We start from the raw sequence: 22,327 nt of genomic DNA on the forward strand, positions 1-22,327 counted from the left end.
ATTTCCGTCATCCGCGAGAGATTTGCGGTTTCCCGTGCGCAAACTAAAACGAGATGCCTATCGGCATCCCGTCGCTTGATATTCCCTCTCAAAACTTGTGATTCAGTTCAAGCCAGGCTTGCCGGCCGTAAGGCGTGTAGCTGCCCACCGGGTAGTAAGGCCAGCCTCCGGTGTAGTCTTTCTTGATGAAATCCTGCAGATTGTTGACGATCAGTCCGACCGAGGTTTTCTTGTTGACCTGATAGGTGACGCTCAAGTTGGCCAGCACGGTGGGTGTCAGGTAGCCGGTGCCCGCGCCATTGGGAATCTTGCCGTAGCGCGTCAACTGCAGCGTGCTGGACCAGTCGCCGATGTTCCAGTCGGTGGTCAGGCTGAGCTTGTCCGGCCAGTCGGTGTTGGTCAAGTCGGCAAGCTCGTTCTGCACCGGATCGTTGGCAAACTGCTGGTAGGTATGCGTCAGCACCTTGGTGTAGGTGGCCTTGAACAGGAAGTCGCCGAGCTTTGCCGTGCGCAAACGGTACTTGCCGCTCAGGTCGATGCCGCTGGTGCGCTCGCTGGCGGCGTTGATCGGATTGACCACGATGGTGTTGATGGCGCCCGGATCGACCAGCGCGTTGGCCGGATTGCGCAGCACGCGACTGAGCGCGTCTTGGCATGCCGATGAATGGATGTCGAGAGTGCCGCCGCGGCATGCGGCTTCGTCGCGCAGCAGCTTGTCGGCGCTCAGTGTGGTGACCAGATCGTTGATGGTGATGTTCCAGTAATCCAGCGACAGGTCGGCATCCTTGCTTGGCGACCAGACGAAGCCGAGTCCATAGGACTTGCCGTTTTCCGGCTTCAGATTGGGGTTGCCATTGCTGACGTAGTTGGAGCCCGGCGACATGCCGGCGTACTGGCAATTGGCGAGCGGCTGGCCGGACTGGGCGCAGCGCCAGTAGTCTGTAGTGGAGGAGTAGTAGCCGCGGGTTTGGGTCTGGAACAGATAGCTCATGTCCGGCGCGCGGAAGCTGGTGGCATAGTTGCCGCGCAGCAGCAGGCTGCTGGCGGGGCGGTACTCCAGCCCGGCGCCATAGGTGAATTTCCCTTCGCTGTTGCCGGTGATCTCATAGCGGTCATAGCGGCCGGACAGCGTCAGGTTGACCGGCTTGGCCAGCGGCAGCAACAGCTCGGCCCCGAGCGCCTGGCGCGAGCGGGAGCCGCTGGCATTGATGGCTGGAGAAGCGTTGTAGAACACGCCCTGGTTCAGCCTTTGGTCCGGCTCGTTGCTGAAGCCCTGGCTGCCCCATTCCAGCAGGCCGGCCAATTTGGCCGGACCGGCCGGCAGCTGGAAGGCCTCGCCGCTGGCGCTGAGGCTCAGCACCTGCAGCCAGGATTTATTGTGGCTGACGCTATTGTCTATCAGGCTGGATGCCTGGGCCGGCGTCAGCGGCTGGTAGAAACGGCCGAGGTTGGGCGCGTAAATCGGCACGCCGCTGCTGTCGGTGCCGAGTTGGGGCCCCAGGAAATAGCTATTCACGCTGCTCAACAGCGCGGGTGTGGTGGTCTGGCTGGTGTAGAGCGAGGCGTTGTAGGCCGCTTCGTAATTCCAGCTGCCAATCAGATCGCCGCGCACGCCCAGGGTCAGGTTGGCGGCCAGATCATCCCACTTGCGGTTGTAATTGCTGGCGCCGCCCAGTTCCTCCGGAGCGAAACGCTTGGCCCAGCTTTCATAATTGCCGGTGTTCTGGTTCAGGAAATAATTGCCCTGGCCCGCCGCCGCCGTCCAGCTGGGGCCGCGGGTATTGTTCTCGGTGCGCTTGAAGCCGAGCATGGCATCGGTAAAGAATTCGGCGTGCGGGTTGAGCAGATAGTTGGCGCTGAAGAAGCCGTTCTGGGTGGCTTGGCCGGTCTGGATCGTCCAGTAGGACGGCTTCAGCAGTCCGCTGGCGCAATAGCCTTTTTGGGCATTGCCTACGGTTTGTACGCTGCCTGCAAACATGCCGGCGAAGTTGCCGCAGGCGCTGCCCGCGTCCAGATAGCGCCCGCCTGCGATGCGCCGCGCCAGGATGGGAGCCGGCGCCTCGCCCTGCGCCGTGGCGTCCGACATGAAGCCGCGCTGGCGCGACCAGATCGGATTGCGCTGGCTCAGCTCCAGGCCGTAAATCACGTTCAATTGGTCCCAGCTTTTGCCGCCGGTCAGCTGCAGGCGGGCATTCTCGCCGCCATGATGCTCGGCGCCGCCGACTTTGAGGTTGAGATTGACTCCATCCAGATGTTTTTTCAGGATGATGTTGACTACGCCGGCGATGGCATCCGAGCCGTAGATGGCTGATGCGCCGCCGTTGAGGATTTCGATGCGGTCGATCAGCACCGATGGGATATCGGCCAGGTTGACGAAGTTGACCTGGCCGTCGTAGGCGGTGGGATAGTCGGCCATGCGGCGGCCGTTGATCAGCGTCAGCGTATGGTTGGGGCCGAGCCCGCGCAGGCTGATCGCGTTGGCGGCGGGGGTAAAGGTGTTGCCGAAGTCCGCGCCCTGGGTGAAGCCGGTGTTCTGCGTCAGATTGTTCAGCGCGTCGTAGACATTGGTGTAACCCTGTTTTTCGATGTCGGCGCCGGTGAGGACGGTGACGCTGGTCGGGCCTTCCTTGGCCGAGCGCGCAATGCGCGATCCGGTGACGGTGATTTTGTCCAGCGCGTCGGGCTGGGAGTCGTCTGCGTGCGCCAAGCCGGTGTAAGACAGCAGGGCTGCTGCAATGACAGTAAAATGAAAATTAAACTGTGTTTTCACGGAATCTAACCAGGCTTGGCTGGTCCTATGCAAATTTCGGAAAACACAATTTAACACTATGTCATTTTTGTTTAGCCAATAATTATTGCAAAACTAATGACTTAGGAATATATCGCTTAGTTCAGAATGTCAGGATCAGCCGGGCGCCGCCGCCCAGGCTGCGGGCATAGCGCACGGTGCCACCGTTGTTGTTGACCAGCTGGCGCACCAGCGCCAGGCCGATGCCGCGTCCTTTGGCCTTGGTGGAGTAAAACGGCGTGAAGATCTGTTCGATCTTGTCGTCCGCCACGCCGGGGCCGTTGTCGCTGACTTCCAGCTTCAGCCGGCCGCCGCGTCCCAGGCTGGCGCTGACAGTCAGCCTGGCCTCGGCCAGGTGGGCGGTGGCCTCGTAGGCGTTCTTGATCAGGTTGATCAAGGCTTGCTCCAGCTGCCCGCCGTCGGCTTTCAACTCCATGGCGGCCGACTCCACCAGGAAGACGGCCTGGCCGCCGCGGGCGCGCCAGGCGGGCGCGGTCAGCGCCTGCAGGCGTTCGAACAATTCGGCGATGTCGACGATTTCCGGGCTGGGGTCCGGCACGGCGGACAGATTGCGGTAGCTGGTGACGAAATCGGCCAGGCTGTCGGCGCGGCGGCTGATGGCGGAGAAAGCCAGCTCCAGCTCCTGACGCAAATCGTCAGGCAGCGCCGGCGTGTCTTCCAGCATGCCGGCGGCGCTGCGCGAGAGCGAGGCCACCGGCGTCAGCGAATTCATGATCTCATGCGTCAGCACATGCACCAGTTGCTGCCAGGCCCGCAGCGTTTCCGCCTCCAGCTCGCTTTCCAGCGGCAGCACCGCCAGCAGCCGTTCGGGGCGGCCTTCTATCACCAGGCTGCTGGCCGAGGCCAGCGCCCGCTCCACGCCGCGCTCGGTTTCAAAGCGTATCCAGCGGCGGTCGCTGCTTTGCTCCTGCAAGGCCCGATACAGGGCGGCGGGATCGCGGCTGTTGCCGGGCGCAGTCAATTTGCGGGCGCGGGCGTTCAGCGGTTCGACATGGTCGGCGCTGAGCCGGAACAAGGCCACCGGCGCGTGCTCCAGGCGGATTTCCGGCGGATGGACGGCCAGCGCAGATGGTCTGAGCGGTTCCGGCTCGGCTTCGGCAGCCGCCTGGACCGACAGCTTGCCCAGCAAGGCGCTGCTGCGCCATTGCCAGGCGGCCAGCAACAGCGCGGCCAACAGGCAGAGCACCAGCGCGCGCGGGGCATCGCGGCATGCCATGGCCGTGGCGGCGATGGCGGCCAGGCCGGCGCTTTGCGACAGGATCAGGCCGCGCAGGCGCTCAAGCTTGAAGGCCATGTTTCTCCATCCTGCGATACAGCGCGGCGCGCGACAGGCCCAATAGCTTGGCGGCGTGACTGATGTTGCCGGCGGATTGCTCCAGCGCCTGGCGTATGGTCTGCCTTTCCTGTTCTTCCAGTTTCAGCCCGCCGGCTGGCGACGCCAAAGGCGTTTCCATCGCCGGGACGCCGGCCAAATCGAAATCCGCCGCCTGGTAACGCTCGCCCTGGGCCAGAATGACCGCGCGTTCGCAGGCGTGGCGCAGGGCCCGCACATTGCCCGGCCAGTCATGCGCCTGCAAGCCTTGCTGCGCGGCTTCGGACAGCTCGCGCAAGGGCTTGCGGTATTGCGCGGCGTAATGTCGCAGGTAGTGCCGCGCCAGCAGCGGGACATCCTCTCGCCGCTCGCGCAGCGGCGGCACGCGCAGCACGATGGTATTGAGGCGGAACAGCAGGTCGCGGCGGAAACATTGCGGATCATGCAGCTGGATTTCCGGCAGATTGGTCGCGCTGACCACCCGCACGTCCAGCGCTTCCGGCCGGTCCGCGCCCAATGGCGTGATCTGGCGGCGCTCCAGCGCGGTCAGCAGCCTGGCCTGGTTGGCCAAGGGCAGATTGCCTATCTCGTCCAGAAACAGCGTGCCGCCAGCCGCGCTCTGGAAGCGGCCTGTGCGGTCGGCGCGGGCGTCGGTGAACGCGCCCTTGCGGTGGCCGAACAGTTCGCTATCGAACGTCGATTCCGGCACCGCGCCCATGTCCACGCTTTGGAAGGGGCCATGGCGTCGCTGCGAGGCGCGATGGATCGCCCGCGCCACCAGCTCCTTGCCGACGCCGTTTTCGCCCAGAATCAGCACATTGGCATCGGTGGGCGCCACGCTGGCGATCAGCGCGCGCAAAGTCCGCATCGCCGGCGATTGGCCTAGCAGTTCGTCGTCCGCCGCGTGGCTGGACGGTGACGCGGCTTGCAATGCGCGCAGCGCGCTGGCCACCGTCTGCAGCAGCTTGTCGTTTTGCCAGGGCTTGGTGATGAAGTCGCTGGCGCCTTGCTTCAGCGCGGCCACCGCCAGCGGCACGTCGGCATAGGCGGTCAAGGCGAAGACCTGCGGCGGCCGAGCCAGCGCGCGCAGCCTGGCCAGCATGGCCAAGCCTTCCGCGCCGTCTATCGCGCCGGGGGAGTAGTTCAGATCCAGCAGCACGATATCGGCTTGACGCTGGCGTTGCCAGGCGTCGAACAGCTGCGGATGCGGCAGGTGGACGAAGTCGGCATCGAGTTTGCGCAGCAGCATGCGCGCTGCCAGCGCGACGTCTTCGTCGTCTTCTATCAGCAAGATCACGGGGCGGCTCATCGGCCCACCTTTTAATTAGCACAAAGTCATGATGTTGCGTCGTCGCCGGCGGCTTGGCAAGTGCGGCGCTGTCCGCCGGGCGGACAGTGTCCGCTATCGGACGCCGATGGCTGTCCGGTTCCGGACAGTTTTGGGAGGCTGAATCAATTTTACATTCATATTCAATGAGTTAAATTCTGGCACGGAGCTTGCTGTGACAAGGGCATCGTCGAAGCGAGGTGATGTCATGAACCGCAAATTTCCCTGGATAGTGTTGGCTCTGTTTGCCGTTTTGGTCCTGATGGGCATCGTCCTGGAGGAGGCGTCGCTGTCTTTCGCTTGCCACCTGGGGGCGGGCGGCATGCGCGTGGCGGCCAATCTGGGCGTATTCAGTCTGAAGCTGCAATTGTCCTGGCTGGCGGGAGGGGTGGCGTGAGCGAGGCGCATGCGGAGGCGCCGGTCAGCGGCGCGGCCATGGATGAGGTGGTGGCGCGCAAGCGCTGGAGCCGAGGCCGCCTGGCTGGCCTGGCCGCGCTGCTGTTGGCCTTGGGCGGCGCTGCGGCATGGTGGGCTTGGCAGCCGTCCGGGTTGCGCGTGGCGGCGAGCGAGCTGCAGATCGCCACCGTCACCCAGGGCCGCTTCAGCGACGAAGTGATCCTGCGTGCCACGGTGCAGCCGGCGCAGTCGGTGCTGCTGGATCTGGTTGAGGGCGGCAGGGTGGACGAGGTGCTTGTTCACGATGGCGACAAGGTCAAGGCCGGCCAGGTGCTGTTGCGGCTGTCCAATCCGCAGCGCCAGCTGGACCTATTGGCGCGCAAGTCCGATCTGGCGCAGCAGTACGCCAATTTGTCGTCCACCCGCGAACAATTGGAGGCGACCCGCAGCGACTACCGCCGCCGGCTCAGCGACCTGGCCCTGAAATTGAAGCAGCAGGAGCGCCAATACCGGCGCGATGCGGCGCTGGCGGCGCAGGGTTTTATCTCCACCGCCGCGCTGGAGGATTCGCGCGACCGGCTGCAGCAGTATCGCGAAGACTACCGCGACGAGCAGCAGAGCCAGGCGCGCGAGCTGGGCATCAAGGCAAATGCGTTGCGGCAGATGCAGCAGGCGCAGGATGAGCTGAGCCGCGGCACAAAGATGGCATCGGACAGCCTGGCGGCGTTGTCGCTGCGCGCGCCCATGGATGGCCAGCTGACCAATTTCACCGCCCAGGTCGGCAGCTCGCTGAAGCCGGGCGACCGCGTGGGCCGGGTCGATGGGCAGGGCCGTTACAAGCTGACGGCGCAAGTGGACGAGTTCTATCTGGCGCGGGTGAAGCGCGGCCAGCAGGCCGCCATCGAGCTGGACGGCGGCGCGACGACGACCGCCAGAGTCAGCAATATCAATCCGCAGGTGCAGGACGGCCATTTCCAGCTTGAGCTGTTGTTCGACGCGCAGCCGGCCGGCGCGCTGAACGCGGGCCAGGGGCTGGACGGCAGGCTGATGCTGGGACAGGCGGTGTCGGGTTTGGTGTTGCCCAACGGTGCTTTCGTCAACGATACCGGCGGCGCGTGGGCCATGGTGCTGAATGCCGACGGCAGCCGCGCCCAGCGCCGCGCCATCCGCCTGGGCCGCCGCAGCCAGACCCAGCTGGAAGTGGTGGACGGATTGAAGGCCGGCGAGCGGGTCATCGTCTCGTCTTACGCCGCCTTCGGCAAATACGCGCAACTGACGCTGCAATGACAAGGGAGAAGAAAACGATGATCAAACTGAAGAACATCAGCAAGCTGCATATCGGCGGCGAAGTGCAAACCCGCGCGCTCAATGGCGTGGATCTGGAAATCGAGGCCGGCGAGTACGTGGCGGTGACCGGCCCGTCCGGCTGCGGCAAGTCCACGTTGCTGTCGCTGCTGGGCCTCTTGGACGTGCCCAATGGCGGCGAATACTGGTTCGACGGCCAAAACGTCGCCGGTTGGAGCGAATCGCGGCTCAACCAGCTGCGGCGCGGCCGCATCGGCTTCATTTTTCAGAGCTTCAACCTGATCGAGGAGCTGACGGTGCGCGAAAACGTGGCGCTGGCGCTGGAGTATTCAGACGTGCCGTCGGCCGAACGCAAGCAGCGCGTGGACGCGGCGCTGGAGCGGCTGGGCGTGGCCCATCGCGCCGGCCACCGTCCGTCGCAGCTGTCTGGCGGCCAGCAGCAACGGGTGGCCATCGCCCGCGCGCTGGTGTCGCGGCCGGCCTTGCTGCTGGCCGACGAACCCACCGGCAATCTGGATAGCGCCCACGGCGACGAGGTGATGAAAATGCTGCGGGAAATCAACGCCGACGGCACCACCGTGGTGATGGTCACCCACTCGCCGTCCCACGCCGCGCTGGCCTCGCGCACGATCAATATGCTGGACGGCCGCGTAGTGGTTGACGCCATCCAGCTGTAAGGAGACGGGCATGCATGAAATCCTGCGAGATTTTCGGGTCGGCTGGCGTTGGCTGATCAAGGAGCCGGGCTGGTCGGCGTTGGTGATCGCCGGCCTGGCGGTGGGCTTCGCCTGCTGCTTCCTGCTGCTGGGCTACGCGCGCTATTCGCTGCAATACAACCAGCATCTGCAGGATAGGGAGCGGGTCTACCAGCTGGAGGCGCGCTTCAATCTGCCGGGCATGGATAACAAGTGGCTTAACGTCGCGCCTTTTCCCGCCGCTCAGGCGATGCGCGACGGCGGCTTGGTCGATCGGACCAGCATCGCCTGGAGCAGCCTGTTGGCGGTGCGGGTGGGACGGGCGGTCAGCATGCAGGAGGTTTTGCAGGTGGATCCTGACTTCGCCCACTTGTTCGAAGTCAAGGTGCTGGCGGGGGATCTGGCCGCGGCGTTGAGCCGGCCGGATCGGGTGGCGCTGACCGATGACAAGGCCAGGCAATTGTTCGGCAGCGCGGCCGTGGTCGGCAAGACGCTGCGCATCAACGGCGAGAACATCGTGGTGGCCGCCGTAGTGGCGGCGCCGCCGCCCACCTCCACCCGGAGCTATGACATTTTGGCGGCGCGCCATTTCTCGGTGATGGATGACAAAATGGCGCGGGCCATGCTGGATAACTGGGGCGGAGTGTCAGGCAGCGTCTATTTCCAGCCGCGCGCCGGCGTTTCCAGCGAGCAGGTGGTGGCCAAGCTGCAGCAGGCTTTCGAGCATTCCGCCTTCTCGCGCGGCTTGCCTCCGGAGTTTCGGCAAATGCTGAAGAACCGGCCCATGGTGACGTATGACGCAGCCTCGCTGGCCGATGTGTATCTGGACCCCAAGCTGGACTCCGGCCTGGGGGGCGACGGTCAAGACCATGCCAAACCGGGCGAGGTGTGGGGGCTGGCCGCCATCGGCCTGCTGATCCTGCTGCTGGCGGCGATCAATTACGTCAACTTGAGCACGGTGCGCACGATACGCCGCCAGCGCGAAATAGGCGTGCGCAAGGTATTGGGCGCCAGCGTGGGCCGCGTGGCCGGGCAGTTCCTGCTGGAGTCCGTGCTGGTGTCCGTGCTGGCGATGATGCTGGGTTTGCTACTGGCGTGGCTGCTGCTGCCGGGTTTCGCATTCCTGATGCAACGTGAGTTGGCCGGCATGTTCACTCTGGGCAACGTGGCGCTGGCCCTGCTGGCGGCGGTGGCCGTGGGCGGCTTGGCGGGCGCTTACCCGGCCTGGGTGGCGACGAGGGTGCGGGCTACGCAGGCGCTGTCTGGGCGAGATCAGCAGGAAACGGCGCGCGGCGTCTGGCTGCGCCGCGCCTTGACGGTGACGCAATTCGCCGTCGCCATGGCGCTGAGCGGCGTGACCTTGGCCATCGCTTGGCAGGCCTGGTATGGCAGCCGGCTGGACACCGGCCTGCAGGTGGAGGGGCTGCTGACCCTGCAGACTGGCAGCAGCGTCTCCGAGCGCGCGGCGCTGCGTACCGCGGTGGCCGCCTTGCCCGGCGTGCGCGGCGCGGCGCTGAGCGTCAATAACTTGGCCGACAGCAGCATGAACCTCACCAGCGTCAAGAACGGGGGCAGCTCGGTCAATCTGGAAGTGCGCAGCGTTGGCTGCGATTATCTGGAGACCTATGGCGTCAAGCTGTTGGCCGGGCATTTGCTGCCCGGCTGCGCCAGCCCGCAGGATGAGGCCAGGCGCGAATGCGTGCTGAGCGCGTCTGGCGCGCGCGATCTGGGTTATGCCGCGCCGCAGTTGGCGCTGGGCAGAAAACTGCGGGCCGAAGGCTCTGGTGACGGCTGCATGGTGGTGGGTGTGGTGTCGGATATTCGCTTGCAGTCGGCGCATGAAAAAGCGCGTTCCTGGCTGTATTTGGCGAGCGGGCATGTCGCCGACGTGCTGTCCGTGCGTTTCCAGGGCAGCGAAGCCGCGGTGCGCGCGGGCATTGCCGGTTTGTGGCCGCGTTATTTCCCGGACTATCCCTTGAAGATGGAAAGCGCGCGTTACAGGCTGGATCAGCGTTACGCTTCTGACGCCAGGCAGGCGGGCCTACTGGCCGCGGCGGCTGGCGTCGCTTTGCTGATCGCTTCTTTTGGCATTTATGTGCTCGCCGCCTATTCCGTGCAGCGCATGGCGCGCGAAGTGGTGTTGCGCAAATTGCACGGCGCGGGCAAGGCCGCCATCGCCAGCCTGATCGGCCGGGAATTCCTGTGGGTGCTGCTGGCGGGCGCGGTCATCGGCTTGCTGCCGGCGTGGCTGTATATCCGGCAGTACATGGCCGGTTTCGTCGAGCGCGCGCCGATTGGCGGCTGGACGCTGTTATTGTCCTTGCTGCTATGCCTGGTGGTGGCGGCGCTGGCGGTGTGCCGCCATCTGCTGGCTGCCTTGAGCTTGCGTCCGGTATTGGCCCTGCGCGGTTGACAAGAAAATGGCCAGACCGGGCGCGCCTGGCGACGGTCTGGCCTGTATGGAATAGGGGAGAACACATGGCTTACCTGCGAGGGGAAGATTTTCGCGTCGGCTGGCGCTGGCTGCTTAAAGAACCGGGATGGTCCGCGCTGGTGATCGGCGGCTTGGCCATCGGCTTTGCCTGCTGCGTGCTGCTGTGGGCTTATGTCGCCTACTCTGTGCAGTTTGACCGGCATATCGCCGGGCGCGAGCGCGTTTACATGCTGAAGGCCAAGCCGAATATGGATGGCGTGCGCAATGACTGGCAGCAGGAAGTCCCAGTGATTGCAGGCCAGGTGCTGCGCGATCATGGCGTGGCGGAGCGGGTCAGCATGGCGATGGGCAACTTCGCGCCGGTGCGCGTGGGCAACGCGGTCAGCAATCGCTGGGTGACGCTGGTCGATCCGGATTTTGCCGAATTGTTCGAGCTGAAAACGCTTGCGGGAGACCTGCATCAGGCCTTGACCCGGCCCGACAGCGCCGCGTTGACCGAAGAAGAAGCGATGCGGATGTTCGGCACCGCCGCGGCGCTGGGCAAGACGTTTTCCGTAGCGGGCAAGCTGCAGACCGTGGCGGCGATTGTCGCTACCCCGCCGGCAACCGCCACCCAACGCTACGCCATTCTCGGCGGGCGGGTGAGCGGAATGGCCAGCGATGGCGTGTACGCCGACTTCTATACACACTGGTTCAGCTGGGGCGCGTCCTTGTATTTCCGTCTCAAGCCGGGGCATGAGGCGGCTGAGGTCGGGCCACTGCTGGCGCAAGCCTTGAAGCAATCTCCCAGCTATCGCGATCCCAGCCTTCAGGCGATTGAGGCCAAGCAGCAGGGGAGAAGCTTGCTTGACTTCTCCGCGGTGAAGCTGCCAGATGTCTACCTGGACCCGGAACTCGATCAGAGCGCCGACCCGGCGCGCCATGGCAACCGCGCCATGCTGCTGGGCTGCGCCGCCATCGGCCTGCTGATCCTGCTGCTGGCAGCCATCAATTACATCAATCTGGCGACAGTCCGCACGATACGGCGCCAGCGCGAAATCGGCGTGCGCAAGGTGTTGGGCGCCGGCGTGGGGCGGGTGGCTGGGCAGTTCATCGCCGAATCGATGTTGATCGCGCTGGCGGCGGCTCTGCTTGGCCTGCTGTTGGCCTGGCTGCTGCTGCCCCTGTTCGGCCAACTGTTGCAGCGCGACCTGGCCGGCATGATAGGCTGGCGGAGTATTGCGCTGACGCTGCTAGGCGCCGCCGCGCTAGGCGGGCTCAGCGGCGTTTATCCGGCCTGGATTGCCGCCCGCGTGCGCGCGACCCAGGCCTTGTCCGGTCGCGATCAGCAGGAAACCCGCCAAGGCGTCTGGCTGCGGCGCGGGCTGACGGTGGTACAGTTCGGCATCGCCATGGGCCTGGCGGGGGTGACGCTGGCCGTGGCTTGGCAAACCTGGCATGGCACGCGTCTGCCGGCTGGGTTCGAGCGCGATGGGCTGCTGTTCGTGGCGGCGGGTGACGCCAATGCCAAGGACCTGGCGCAACGCAGGGTGCTGCGCGCGGCGCTATCGCGCCAGCCGCAAGTGGCGGCTCTGAGCTACGTGGATGGGCCGCCGGCTGGCGACAGCAACAACGCCAACAATTTCCGCCTGGCCGGCGGAACCTACCAGAACATGCGCTATCGCATGGTTGATTGCGGTTTTTTGCCGACCTATCGTCTGCCGTTGTTGGCGAGGGGGAGCGCCGCGGCATGCGACGGCAATGGCGCCGCGCGGCCCGGCGCGGGACTGGTCGTGTCCGAATCGGCCGCGCGTCGCCTGGGTTTCGCCTCGCCGCAGCAGGCCATTGGCCGCATTGTCGAGTCCGAGGCTTTTGCCGACGGCAAGAAGCCGATCAGCGCCGTGGTGGCGGATATCGCCGAGCAAACCTCGCGTGAACGGGCGATTCCGATGGTGTATTTCGTGATTGGCTCGCAAAACCCCTATGCCAGCACGCTGGCGATACGCTACCGCGGCAGCGAGTCCGCCATGCGGCAGGCCTTGGCCGAGCTATGGCCGCGCTACTTTCCGGATTATCCCTTGCTGCCGGTCAGCGCCGGCCAGCAACTGGACAAGCGCTACGGCCAGGACATCCGCACAGCGCAGTTGCTGGCGATTGCCTCTGCGGTGGCCATGCTCATCGCCGCCTTCGGCATTTATGTGCTGTCGGCATACTCGGTGCAGCGCATGGCGCGGGAGGTGGTGCTGCGCAAGCTGTATGGCGCCGGCGGCCTGGCGATTGCCGGGCTGGTCAGCCGCGAGTTCCTGCTGGTGTTGGCGGTCAGCGCGGCGCTGTCGCTGCCGCCAGCCTGGCTGTTCATTCGCCACTATCTGGCTGGTTTTGTCGCCAGGGCACCGATTGGCGGCTGGACGCTGTTATTGTCCTTGCTGCTATGCCTGGTGGTGGCGGCGCTGGCGGTGTGCCGCCATGTGCTCGGCGCCATGCGGCTGCGGCCGACGCTGGCATTGCAAAGTTAGGCGGCGGGGCGGCGCAAGCCGCCTGCGTTCCGGCGTGGAAACGCGAAAAAGCCCAGCATTTTGCAATGCTGGGCTTTTTCTGAATTCTGGCGTCCCCACGGGGAATCGAACCCCGGCTACCGCCGTGAAAGGGCGGTGTTCTAACCGCTAAACTATAGGGACAGCTGGCGCACCCGGAGCGATTCGAACGCCCGACCCTCTGGTTCGTAGCCAGATACTCTATCCAACTGAGCTACGGGTGCGTATTGTGGCGTCCCCACGGGGAATCGAACCCCGGCTACCGCCGTGAAAGGGCGGTGTTCTAACCGCTAAACTATAGGGACATGCCTGGCGCACCCGGAGCGATTCGAACGCCCGACCCTCTGGTTCGTAGCCAGATACTCTATCCAACTGAGCTACGGGTGCGCTGTGTCGCGAGACGTTGTGTCTTGCGAGAGACCGGATAATACAGAGGTGAAATATGGGTGTCAACACAGCGTAGGATTTTTTTTATAAAGCCGGTAAACTGGCCGCCTGTTCCTGTCGCGGCAGGCCAACATTTTGAACTAAACGTCATGATTCATGGCTGCGCCAAGGAAAGCGAAGCGAGATTGAATACCCTGTTTGAACAGCCTTGCGCCATTGTCGATCTGGAAACCACCGGCGGCGACATCGCCCGCGACCGCATCACCGAAGTCGGCCTGGTGCTGGTGGATGGCGAGCGCGTCGAGCGCCTGTCCTGGCTGGTCAATCCCGGCCAGCCCATCCCGCCCTTCATCGAAAACATGACCGGCATCAGCAATGAAATGGTGGCTGCCGCGCCGCCGTTTGCCGAACTGGCCGACGAATTGCTGGCCCGCCTGCAAGGGCGTCTGCTGCTGGCGCACAATGCCCGTTTCGATTACGGCTTCCTGCGCAACGAATTCCGCCGCTTGGGCCGCCGTTTTCAGGCGCGCGCGCTGTGCACGGTCAAGCTGTCGCGCCGGCTGTACCCGCAGCATTTCAAACATAGCCTGGATAGCCTGATCGCCCGCCATGGCATAGACATGCCCGAGCGCCACCGCGCCCTGGCCGACGCCGAGGCGGTATACCGCTTCATCGGCATCGCCAGCCGCGAGTTGGGCGCGGACAAAGTGGCGCATGAGGCGGCGCAATTGTTGTCGCAACCGGCCGAAGTCTCCAGCCTGCCGGCGGAATTGCAGCGGCAGATCGAAGACATGCCGGATTCCGCCGGGGTGTATGCCTTGTTCGGCGAGGATGGCCGGGCCTTGTATGTGGGCCGCGCGCCCAATCTGTACCGCAAGACGCTGGGGCATTTCGCCGAGCGCAAGCCCAGCCGCCACGAAGTGCGGATAGACGAGCCGGTGGCCCGGGTGGAATGGCGCGAGTGCTTGAGCGAGTTTGGCGCGCAGTTGCTGGAGCTGCAGTGGCTGGGGCGTTTGCAGCCGGCGCACAATCCGCGGGCCAGGATGATGGGCGAGGTGTGCACCTTGCAGCTGCAGACTGGAACCGACGGCTTTGTCCGCCCGTTGACGGTGTCGGCGCGCGATATCGATTTCAGCCGCACGGCGGATTTGTACGGCCTGTTCCGCAATGCGCGCGAGGGCCGCAAGGCGCTCGCGCAGATCGCCTTGGCTCAGGGCCTGTGCCAGTCCGTGCTTGGGGTGGAGCAGGTGACCAGCCGCAAAGGCATGCCCTGCGCGGCCTACCAGATCGGCCGCTGCCGCGGCGGCTGCGTGGGCCAGGAGGCGGTGGACAGCCACAATGCTCGTCTGTTGTCTGCTCTGCAGCGGCTAAAGGTCAAGCCGTGGCCGTTCGAGGGCGCCATCGCGGTGCAAGAGCGCGACATCGTGTGCGGCGACGTGGTGGAACATCTGTTCGACCGCTGGTGCTACCTGGGCAGCCGCCGCAATGGCGGGGCGCTGGAAGGCGAGCCGGCATTCGATCTCGATTACTACAAGCTGCTGGAGAGCGAGCTGCGCAAGCCGGACCGCGAATTGCGCATGCTGTAAACAGAAAAGGCAAGCTGCGCAGCTTGCCTTTTTGATGTCCGATGGCCGAGGTTTATTCGTGCATTGCCAGGTAGCCGCGCAGCCGGCTTTCAATGATGCGCGGGTTTTCGCCGTTGGCGATGGCGACCACGCCTTCCACCACCAGCTCCTTCATGGCGACCTCGGCAGCCACCAAGTGCTTCAGCTTGTTGCCCATCGGCAGGAAAAACAGGTTGGCCGAGCCGACGCCGTATACGGTGGCGACGAAGGCCACGGCGATGCCGCCGCCCAGCTTGGACGGGTCCGACAGGTTTTCCATCACGTGGATCAGGCCCAGCACGGCGCCCAGAATGCCCATGGTCGGCGCATAGCCGCCGGCCGATTCCCAGATGCGCGCGGCCTGCTTGCGGGCATGCTCGAACATGCTGATTTCCACCTCCATCACCGCGCGCAGCGTTTCCGGCTCGGTGCCGTCCACCAGCATCTGCAGCGCCTTCTTGGTGAAGGGATCGCGCTGCTGGGCGATCATGCCTTCTAGCGACAGCAGGCCGCCCTTGCGCGAACCCTGGCTCCAGCTGACCACTTCGCGGATCATTCGTTCGTGGTCGAAGTTGGGCGGGCGGAATACCCAGCGCAGCATGCGCAGGCCGGCCATGAATTGCTTGGGCGTGCTTTGCAGCATCACCGCGCTGGTGGTGCCGCCGATGACGATCATGAAAGCCGTCAGCTGCATCAGCGAGCCGATGCTGCCCCCTTCGATGGCTTGCCCCGCAATAATGGCCGTCAAGCCCATCACCACTGCGATTAAACTGATCTTGTCCACATGGTTTCCGTTATTGATCTGGTCTGAAATCCGGCGCCTTAATCACCGAACTCTCCCTTACAGCCAGTCTTTCAGTTTGGCGCGCAGCCGGGCGATGGCCTGGCTGTGCAATTGGCAGACGCGGGACTCGGTGACGCCGAGCACCGCGCCGATTTCCTTCAGGTTCAGTTCCTGCTCGTAATACAGCGCCATCACCAGTTGGTCGCGCTCCGGCAGCAGCTTGATGGCGGAGATCAGCTGCTGGCGGAAGCTGTCGTCCGATAGCGCGGCCAGCGGGTCCGGCGAGTCATCATCGGCGACATTGGCTACAGGATTATGGCCGTGCTCGTCGTCGCCGCTGTTGAAGTCCTCGAAATGCAGCAGCGTGGTGCCTTTGCATTCTCCCAGCATCTCCTGGTATTGCTCCAGCTCCATGCCCAGTTCGGCGGCGATTTCCGATTCCAGCGGCGCGCGCCCCTGCAGCTGTTCCAGCTTGCAGATGGCTTCCTCGATCTGTCGCGAGTTGCGCCGCGCCTGGCGCGGCAACCAGTCTTCGCGGCGCAGCTCATCCAGCATGGCGCCGCGGATGCGCTGGCTGGCGAAGGTTTCGAACATCACGCCCTGGGCCGGGTCGAATTGGCGCGAAGCCTCGATCAGGCCGATCATGCCCACTTGGATGAGGTCGCCCAACTCCACCGAGGCAGGCAGCCGGGCGATCATGATGCTCGCCAGCTTGCGCACCAGCGGCGCGTAGGCCTCCACGTCGATCTCGACGCTGGGGGCGGCTGCGACGTAGCCCGATCGGCGGAAGGACGGGTTCATAACAGTTTGGCTCCATCCGCCTCGGCCCAATCGCGCGAGGCGGCAATCAGCAAGTCCATGTATCCGGTGCTGTCACGCACGGTTTCCGGCGCGTCCCATTGCAGCAGGACCGCGGCCAGCTGCGAGAAGGCGGCGGCGGCCTCGCTGTCCGGAAACGCCTCCATCAGCGGGCGGTGCAGCGTCTGGCTGCGTCGCACCGCATTGTCGTGCGGCACGAAGCCCACCCAGCGCAGCGAGACCGTCAGAAACTCGCTGGCCACCGCCGACAGCCGGGTGAACAGCTCGCGCGCTTCGTCCAGATGGCGCGCGCGGTTGATCAGCACATTGAAGCGTTGGCGGCCATAAAGGCTGGCCAGCCGCTTGATATTAGCGTAGGCGGTGGTCAGCGAATCGGCATCCGGTGTTAATACCAAAATCAGATTGTCGGCCACGCTGGCAGGGATCGCGTCTTGGCTTGGGTTTGGCGCATCGATCAGCAGGGCGGAGGCATCGCGCTCCAGCGCGCCGAACTCGCTGCCCATCCTCAGCCACAATTGGGCGGAAAACAGCGCGCGCTGCTCCGGCCGCGCGTACAGATTGATCAGCTGCACGCCCTGGCGCGACAGAATCATCATTTCGTCCAGCCCGCCCACGCTGGTCACCTGGCTTTCCAGGGTGGCGGTGGCGGGGACGCCCAGCCGGCGCGTCTGCACCTGGCCCAGGCAGCAGTCTACCACCAGCGGCCGCAGCCCGGCGTAGGCGAGTCCCAGCGACAGCTCGGTCACCACCGTGGTGGTGCCGGCATGCGGCGAGCCGATGAAGGCGAAGCTGGGGGCGCGCTTCTGTTGCGCGGCGAGCAAGCGGAGACTGGCGGCTTGGTCCTGCATCTCTTACAACCAACCTGACTGGGCGGCGTTCATGATGGGCAGTTCGTCCCCCTGCAGCGAGAACGGCGAGCCGATCTGTTGCGCCCGCATCGCGCGGTCCACCAGGAAGGCGGCATTGGCGGAGTGCAAGTCCTCCGGCACGCGCTGGCCGTTGGTGATGTAAAACAGCTTCAGGCGATTGCGGATGATCACGTCCAGGCTCGGGCCTTGCGCCACGGCTTCGTCAATCTTGGACAGGATGCAGCCGGTCAGACCCTCGCCGCGGTAACGCCGCACCACGTCTTCCAGCGTGTGGCCATCGGTGTTGGCGGCCAGGAGCAGCAGCCGTTCGATGGGCCGGCCGGCGGTGCGCAGCATGTCGATCTGCGCCAGCACCCGGGCGTCGCGCTGCCCCATGCCCACGGTGTCGATGAAGACGATGTGGCGATTGGACAGGTCGGCCAGCGTCAGCTGCAGATCGCCCTCGTTCTGGATGGAGAACACCGGCACGCCGAGGATCTTGCCGTAGATGCGCAGCTGGTCCTGCGCGCCGATCCGGTAGCTGTCGGTGGTGATCAGCGCCACGTGCTGGGCGCCGAAGCGCATCGTCGCCCGCGCCGCCAGCTTGGCCACCGTGGTGGTCTTGCCGACGCCCGTCGGGCCGACCAGCGCGAAGATGCCGCCGCGATCCATCACTTCGCGGTCGGCGTCGGCGCACTTCAGGTTATGCACCAGGGCGGAGCGCGCCCATTTCACCGCCACTTCGCCTTGATACTGCGCCGGCATTTTTTCGATCAGCTGTCGGATCAACTGGGCGGAGAAACCCATCGCCAGCAGGTGCTTGAACAATTCGATGCGATTGGGCGCCTTGCCTTCCATATCGGACCAGGCGAAGCTGGCCAGCTGGCTTTGCAGCAGGCTGCGGAGCAGCTTGATCTCGTCGCCGATCAGTTTCAGTTCCTGCGCCATCTGCTCCGGCTCCTCGCCATTGGCATGCGTTGGCGGCGCGATGTCTAGCCGAGGCGGCGGCGAGGCGGGCGCGGCGCGCGGCGCTTGGGCCACGGCCGGCGCAGGCTGCGCGGGCATGGCCGGGGCTTGATATTGCGGCGCCATGGCGGGGGCCGGCTGCGGCGGCGCATAAACCGGCTCCAGCCGCGGCTGGACCGCGTCTACGCGCGGCGGGGCCGGGCTTTCCAGCGGTTCCACCGGCATGGCGTAAGTGCGCGCGATGGCCCGGTTCATGGCGTTGCCGTTGACGGCGGGGGGAATGGGGGCCGGTTGTTGCGGCCGATTGACCACCGGGGGGGCGTTGCGCGGCGGATGCTTGCTGCTGGAGGTGGACAGGGTGCTGGCGAGGTTGGCGACGTCGGAATCGGCCACCGCCATGATTTCCACGCCGCCGCCCATGGTGGGGCGATTGGACAAAATGAGGGCGTCCGCCCCCAGTTCTTCGCGAACTTGCCTGAGTGCGTCTCGAGTGGTCTTCCCGAAGAACTTTTTCACCACCATTGTCGATTAGCCCTTGCTGCCGCCTATTACCGCAATTATACGAATGGATTTATTGTCTGGAATCTCATTATGCGAAATCACACGCAGCTGCGGCAATGCCCGACGCAAGAAGCGGGCCAGCAGCGGCCGCAAGCCCGGCGCCGTCAGCAATACCGGATTGTACCCTTGAATCTCCACTTGCTCGGTCTGTTGTGCGGCGCTGGACAGCAGATTTTCCGCCAAGCCCGGCTCCAGTCCGCCGCCGGCCTTGGATTGAACCGCCTGCATCAGCACGTTTTCCAGCTGCGGCTCCAGCGTCATCAGCGGCAGTTCCGATTCGCCGGGGAACAGCTGCTGCACGATGACGCGTGACAACGCGGTGCGCACCGCGCTGGTCAGCTCGTCTATGTCCTGATTCTGCGGGATATGATCGGCCAGCGTTTCAATGATGGTGCGGAAGTCGCGGATGTGGATGCCGTCGGTCAGCAATTGCTGAAGCACTTTCTGCAAGGTGCCCACCGGCACCACCTTGGGCACCAGGTCTTCAATCAGTTTCGGCGATTCCTTGGCCTGATGGTCGATCAGCGCCTGCACTTCTTCGCGGCCGAGCAATTCCGCGGCATGGGTTTGCAGCAGGTTGGAGATGTGGGTCGCCACCACGGTGCTGGCGTCGACCACGGTGTAGCCCAGGCTTTGCGCTTCCTCGCGTTTGCCGGCGTCTATCCACACCGCCGGCAGGCCAAAGGCAGGGTCGGTGGTCGGCGTGCCGCCGATCTCGCTGGTGACGCGCCCGGGGTTGATCGCCAGGAACTGTCCGATGAAGGCCTCGCCCTGGCCGACTTCCACGCCTTTGAGCAGGATGCGGTAGGCGCTGGGCTTGATTTCGAGGTTGTCGCGGATGTGGACCGGCGGCACCAGGAAGCCCAGGTCCTGGGCGATCTTCTTGCGGATGCCGCGGATGCGGCGCAGCAGCTCGCCATCCTGCGAGCGGTCCACCAGCGGGATCAGCCGGTAACCGACTTCCATGCCCAATTGGTCGACATGCTGCACATCGCTCCAACCGACCTCCGCCGCTTGTTGCTCCGGCGCCGGCGCCGGCTGGGCGGCCTGCAGTTCCTTGGCCAGTTGCTGTTTGTTGCGGTTCTCCATCGTCCGCGCCAGCGCCAGCAGACAGCCGGCGATCAGCAGGAAGGACAGATGAGGCATATTGGGGACCAGGCCTATCATGCCGATCACCGCCGAGGTGATGTACAGCACCTGCGGCTTGGTGAACAGCTGGGTCAGGAACTGTTCCGACATGTCCTGATCAGTGCCGACGCGCGTCACCACGATACCGGCGGCGGTGGAGATGATCAGCGCCGGGATCTGCGCCACCAGGCCGTCGCCTATGCTCAGCAGGGTGTAGGTTTCCGCCGCCTGGCCCACCGGCAGGTCGTGCTGCACCACGCCGACGATCAGGCCGCCGATGACGTTGATCAGGATGATCAGGATGCCGGCCATGGCATCGCCGCGCACATATTTGGAGGCACCGTCCATGGCGCCGAAGAAGTTGGCTTCCTCGGCGATGGTGGCGCGGCGTTTGCGCGCATCGTCCTCGCCGATCAGGCCGGCGTTGAGGTCGGCGTCGATGGCCATCTGCTTGCCGGGCATCGCGTCCAGGGTGAAGCGGGCCGAGACTTCGGCGATCCGGCCGGCGCCCTTGGTGATCACCACGAAGTTGATGATGGTGATGATGATGAACACCACGATGCCGATGGCGACATTGCCGCCCACCAGGAAGTGGGAAAACGATTCGATCACCTTGCCTGCGGCGTCCGGGCCGGTATGGCCCTCCAGCAGCACCACGCGGCTGGAAGCCACGTTCAGCGACAGCCGCAGCATGGTGGTGATCAGCAGCACCGACGGGAAGGATGAGAAGTCCAGCGGCTTGCGGACATTGATGCCCACCAGCAGCACGATTACGGACACCGCGATGTTGAAGGTAAAGAAGATGTCGAGCAGCACCGGCGGCAGCGGCAGGATCATCATCGTCAGGATGAGGATGATCAGCAGCGGCCCGGCAAGCTGGGCGATCTTCATGTTTCGCAGTATTTGGAGGATGGCGTCCATGCTGGCTTATCGGCTTTCTTCTGGCGCCGAATCTTGCGGACGTTTGCTGTACGGGTCAAGCTCCTCGGGCACATCCAACTGGTCAGGGAACACCGGAGCCGCGCCGCCGACCGACTGGTATTGCTGCAGCTGGAACACATAGGCCAGCACCTGGGCCGCCGCCGCGTACAGCGCGGCCGGGATGTCTTCGCCCAGTTCGGCATTGAAATACAGCGCCCGGGCGAAACGCGGCGACCGCATCACCGGCACCCGGCTGTCCTTGCCGGTGTCTATGATCTTTTCCGCCAGTTTCAGCGAGCCCTTGGCCACCACCTGCGGCGCGCGCATGCCGTCTTCGTACTTCAGCGCGACCGCGAAGTGGGTTGGGTTGGTGACGATCACGTTGGCCTTGGGCACTTCCTGCATCATGCGCTTGCGCGCGGCTTCGCGCTGCATCTGGCGGATGCGGCCCTTCACTTCCGGCGAGCCTTCCGCCTCCTTGTATTCCTGCTTGACCTCTTCCTTGGTCATCCTGAGTTTCTTGTAGTAGCTCCACAGTTGATAGGGAACATCGATCGCCACCAGCAGTATCATCGCCGCGGTGACGATGAAGAAGGTGTGGATGATCATGTCGGTCATCTTCAGGATGGCGGCTTCCAGCGGCATGGCGATCAGACCGATGATCTCATCCCGCTCTTTCCAGATGTACCAGGTGGCGATGCCGCCGATCAGCAGGCTTTTCAGAATGGCTTTCAGGCCCTCGGTGGCGGCATTCAGCGAAAAGAGGCGCTTGATGCCGGGCAGGGGATTGAGCTTGCCGAAATTCGGCTCCAGCGCCTTGGTGGTGAGATTCCAGCCGCCCACCAGGGTGGGGATGAACAGGGCTACCAGCACCAGCCCGCCGAAAAACGGCGCCAATTGCCACAGCGCGCCGAAGATCGCTTCCTTGAATTGACGCAGCGCCGGCTCGGTGTTCTGCACGGTGCTTTGATTGAAGGTGAGCAGTTGCCGCATGGTTTCGCGCAGGAAAACGGCCATCTTGCCGCCCAGCACCATCAGCAGGGAAACGCCGGCCATGGTGATGGCGAACGTCGACAATTCCCGCGATCGGGGAATATTGCCGTCTTCTCGAGCCGTTGACAGCCGTTTGGCTGACGCGGGTTCGGTGCGTTCGAGGTCTGAGTCTTCTGCCATGGGCTCGTTTCAGTTTTGCTTTAATAATGCTTTTGTCTTGATTTTAAAATGAATGTTAGCGTATGCCGGGCCGCTCCGGCCAGTGTTACAATCTGGGCCTTTGGTTTTGCCGCCTTGGCGGAGTGGGGAAAATCGACATGCAACAGTACCTCGACCTGATGCGCCATGTGCTGGAACACGGCCATGACAAGGCCGACCGCACCGGCACCGGCACCCGTTCGGTGTTCGGCTACCAGATGCGTTTCAATCTGCAGGACGGCTTTCCGCTGGTCACCACCAAGAAGCTGCATCTGAAATCGATCATCCATGAGCTGCTGTGGTTCCTGTCCGGCGACACCAATATCC

16 protein-coding genes and 4 tRNA genes are annotated in these 22,327 nt (G+C 64.4%); 7 read left to right on the forward strand and 13 right to left on the reverse strand.

Going from position 1 to position 22,327, the window contains the following annotated elements; all coding sequences use genetic code 11:
• Positions 1–88: 88 nt before the first annotated feature.
• The 3 genes from JHD59_RS16000 to JHD59_RS16010 form a co-directional block, all read right to left on the reverse strand.
• Entirely contained in the window at positions 89–2,770 is a 2,682-nt protein-coding gene (locus tag JHD59_RS16000; RefSeq protein WP_199154952.1) for a TonB-dependent receptor, read from the reverse strand.
• 121 nt (positions 2,771–2,891) lie between these two features.
• Positions 2,892–4,103 carry a PAS domain-containing sensor histidine kinase gene (locus JHD59_RS16005; RefSeq protein WP_199154953.1) on the reverse strand — a complete coding sequence of 404 codons (1,212 nt, stop codon included), beginning with the start codon at positions 4,101–4,103 and terminating at the stop codon, positions 2,892–2,894.
• The gene (locus tag JHD59_RS16010) at positions 4,087–5,430 is read right to left on the reverse strand and encodes a sigma-54 dependent transcriptional regulator (RefSeq protein WP_199154954.1); all 1,344 of its coding nucleotides are present in this window, start codon (positions 5,428–5,430) and stop codon (positions 4,087–4,089) included. The genes JHD59_RS16005 and JHD59_RS16010 overlap by 17 nt, the downstream gene beginning before the upstream one ends.
• Positions 5,431–5,656: 226 nt before the next feature.
• On the opposite strand from JHD59_RS16010, the gene JHD59_RS16015 reads away from it, so the two are divergent.
• The 5 genes from JHD59_RS16015 to JHD59_RS16035 all read left to right on the forward strand — a co-directional run bounded on the left by JHD59_RS16015 (position 5,657) and on the right by JHD59_RS16035 (position 12,773).
• Positions 5,657–5,845: a hypothetical protein gene (locus JHD59_RS16015; RefSeq protein WP_071109654.1), complete on the forward strand. Its 189-nt coding sequence runs from the start codon at positions 5,657–5,659 to the stop codon at positions 5,843–5,845.
• Positions 5,842–7,131: an efflux RND transporter periplasmic adaptor subunit gene (locus JHD59_RS16020; protein WP_199154955.1), complete on the forward strand. Its 1,290-nt coding sequence runs from the start codon at positions 5,842–5,844 to the stop codon at positions 7,129–7,131. The genes JHD59_RS16015 and JHD59_RS16020 overlap by 4 nt, the downstream gene beginning before the upstream one ends.
• 17 nt (positions 7,132–7,148) lie before the next feature.
• Positions 7,149–7,826 carry an ABC transporter ATP-binding protein gene (locus JHD59_RS16025; protein ID WP_103318248.1) on the forward strand — a complete coding sequence of 226 codons (678 nt, stop codon included), beginning with the start codon at positions 7,149–7,151 and terminating at the stop codon, positions 7,824–7,826.
• A gap of 10 nt (positions 7,827–7,836) precedes the next feature.
• Entirely contained in the window at positions 7,837–10,257 is a 2,421-nt protein-coding gene (locus tag JHD59_RS16030; protein ID WP_199154956.1) for an ABC transporter permease, read from the forward strand.
• A gap of 65 nt (positions 10,258–10,322) precedes the next feature.
• Positions 10,323–12,773: an ABC transporter permease gene (locus JHD59_RS16035; RefSeq protein ID WP_199154957.1), complete on the forward strand. Its 2,451-nt coding sequence runs from the start codon at positions 10,323–10,325 to the stop codon at positions 12,771–12,773.
• A gap of 87 nt (positions 12,774–12,860) precedes the next feature.
• Here the strand turns inward: JHD59_RS16035 and JHD59_RS16040 are convergent.
• The 4 genes from JHD59_RS16040 to JHD59_RS16055 form a co-directional block, all read right to left on the reverse strand.
• A tRNA-Glu gene (locus JHD59_RS16040) sits at positions 12,861–12,935 on the reverse strand.
• 3 nt (positions 12,936–12,938) lie between these two features.
• Positions 12,939–13,015 (reverse strand) — tRNA-Arg (locus tag JHD59_RS16045).
• Between the two features lie 6 nt (positions 13,016–13,021).
• Positions 13,022–13,096: transfer RNA gene (locus tag JHD59_RS16050), tRNA-Glu, on the reverse strand.
• Between the two features lie 5 nt (positions 13,097–13,101).
• Positions 13,102–13,178, reverse strand: a tRNA-Arg gene (locus JHD59_RS16055).
• 185 nt (positions 13,179–13,363) lie between these two features.
• Between JHD59_RS16055 and JHD59_RS16060 the strand changes: the two genes are divergently transcribed.
• Positions 13,364–14,764, forward strand: coding sequence for an exonuclease domain-containing protein (locus tag JHD59_RS16060; RefSeq protein ID WP_233164273.1), 1,401 nt, complete (start codon positions 13,364–13,366; stop codon positions 14,762–14,764).
• Positions 14,765–14,816: 52 nt separating this feature from the next.
• On the opposite strand, the gene JHD59_RS16065 is transcribed toward JHD59_RS16060, so the two are convergent.
• From JHD59_RS16065 to flhB, 6 genes are read right to left on the reverse strand one after another with little or no spacing between them, the layout of a single operon-like run.
• A complete protein-coding gene (locus tag JHD59_RS16065) occupies positions 14,817–15,566 on the reverse strand; it encodes a flagellar motor protein (protein WP_103318240.1) in 750 nt (249 codons plus the stop codon).
• Between the two features lie 57 nt (positions 15,567–15,623).
• Positions 15,624–16,367, reverse strand: coding sequence for an RNA polymerase sigma factor FliA (locus JHD59_RS16070; RefSeq protein ID WP_103318239.1), 744 nt, complete (start codon positions 16,365–16,367; stop codon positions 15,624–15,626).
• Positions 16,364–17,233, reverse strand: a complete 870-nt coding sequence (locus JHD59_RS16075) for a flagellar synthesis regulator FleN (RefSeq protein ID WP_199154958.1) — start codon at positions 17,231–17,233, stop codon at positions 16,364–16,366. Before JHD59_RS16075 ends, JHD59_RS16070 begins: the two co-directional genes overlap by 4 nt.
• A 3-nt stretch (positions 17,234–17,236) precedes the next feature.
• Positions 17,237–18,721: a flagellar biosynthesis protein FlhF gene (gene flhF / locus JHD59_RS16080; RefSeq protein ID WP_103318235.1), complete on the reverse strand. Its 1,485-nt coding sequence runs from the start codon at positions 18,719–18,721 to the stop codon at positions 17,237–17,239.
• Between the two features lie 6 nt (positions 18,722–18,727).
• Positions 18,728–20,809, reverse strand: a complete 2,082-nt coding sequence (gene flhA, locus JHD59_RS16085; protein WP_199154959.1) for a flagellar biosynthesis protein FlhA — start codon at positions 20,807–20,809, stop codon at positions 18,728–18,730.
• Between the two features lie 6 nt (positions 20,810–20,815).
• A complete protein-coding gene (gene flhB, locus JHD59_RS16090; RefSeq protein WP_043623424.1) occupies positions 20,816–21,982 on the reverse strand; it encodes a flagellar biosynthesis protein FlhB in 1,167 nt (388 codons plus the stop codon).
• 137 nt (positions 21,983–22,119) lie between these two features.
• Between flhB and thyA the strand changes: the two genes are divergently transcribed.
• Positions 22,120–22,327 (forward strand): thymidylate synthase (gene thyA / locus JHD59_RS16095; RefSeq protein WP_199154960.1); only part of this gene is annotated, 208 nt, incomplete at its 3' end.

The organism is Chromobacterium sp. ASV23 (assembly GCF_016428945.1).
Classification (GTDB): domain Bacteria; phylum Pseudomonadota; class Gammaproteobacteria; order Burkholderiales; family Chromobacteriaceae; genus Chromobacterium; species Chromobacterium sinusclupearum.

Bases quoted from the DNA above. Each gene is read 5' to 3' on its own strand.
- JHD59_RS16005 (WP_199154953.1), bottom strand. From the start codon at position 4,103: ATGGCCTTCAAGCTTGAGCGCCTGCGCGGCCTGATCCTGTCGCAAAGC.
- JHD59_RS16010 (WP_199154954.1), bottom strand. From the start codon at position 5,430: ATGAGCCGCCCCGTGATCTTGCTGATAGAAGACGACGAAGACGTCGCG.
- JHD59_RS16015 (WP_071109654.1), top strand. From the start codon at position 5,657: ATGAACCGCAAATTTCCCTGGATAGTGTTGGCTCTGTTTGCCGTTTTG.
- JHD59_RS16025 (WP_103318248.1), top strand. From the start codon at position 7,149: ATGATCAAACTGAAGAACATCAGCAAGCTGCATATCGGCGGCGAAGTG.
- JHD59_RS16030 (WP_199154956.1), top strand. From the start codon at position 7,837: ATGCATGAAATCCTGCGAGATTTTCGGGTCGGCTGGCGTTGGCTGATC.
- JHD59_RS16035 (WP_199154957.1), top strand. From the start codon at position 10,323: ATGGCTTACCTGCGAGGGGAAGATTTTCGCGTCGGCTGGCGCTGGCTG.
- JHD59_RS16070 (WP_103318239.1), bottom strand. From the start codon at position 16,367: ATGAACCCGTCCTTCCGCCGATCGGGCTACGTCGCAGCCGCCCCCAGC.
- JHD59_RS16075 (WP_199154958.1), bottom strand. From the start codon at position 17,233: ATGCAGGACCAAGCCGCCAGTCTCCGCTTGCTCGCCGCGCAACAGAAG.
- flhF (WP_103318235.1), bottom strand. From the start codon at position 18,721: ATGGTGGTGAAAAAGTTCTTCGGGAAGACCACTCGAGACGCACTCAGG.
- flhA (WP_199154959.1), bottom strand. From the start codon at position 20,809: ATGGACGCCATCCTCCAAATACTGCGAAACATGAAGATCGCCCAGCTT.
- flhB (WP_043623424.1), bottom strand. From the start codon at position 21,982: ATGGCAGAAGACTCAGACCTCGAACGCACCGAACCCGCGTCAGCCAAA.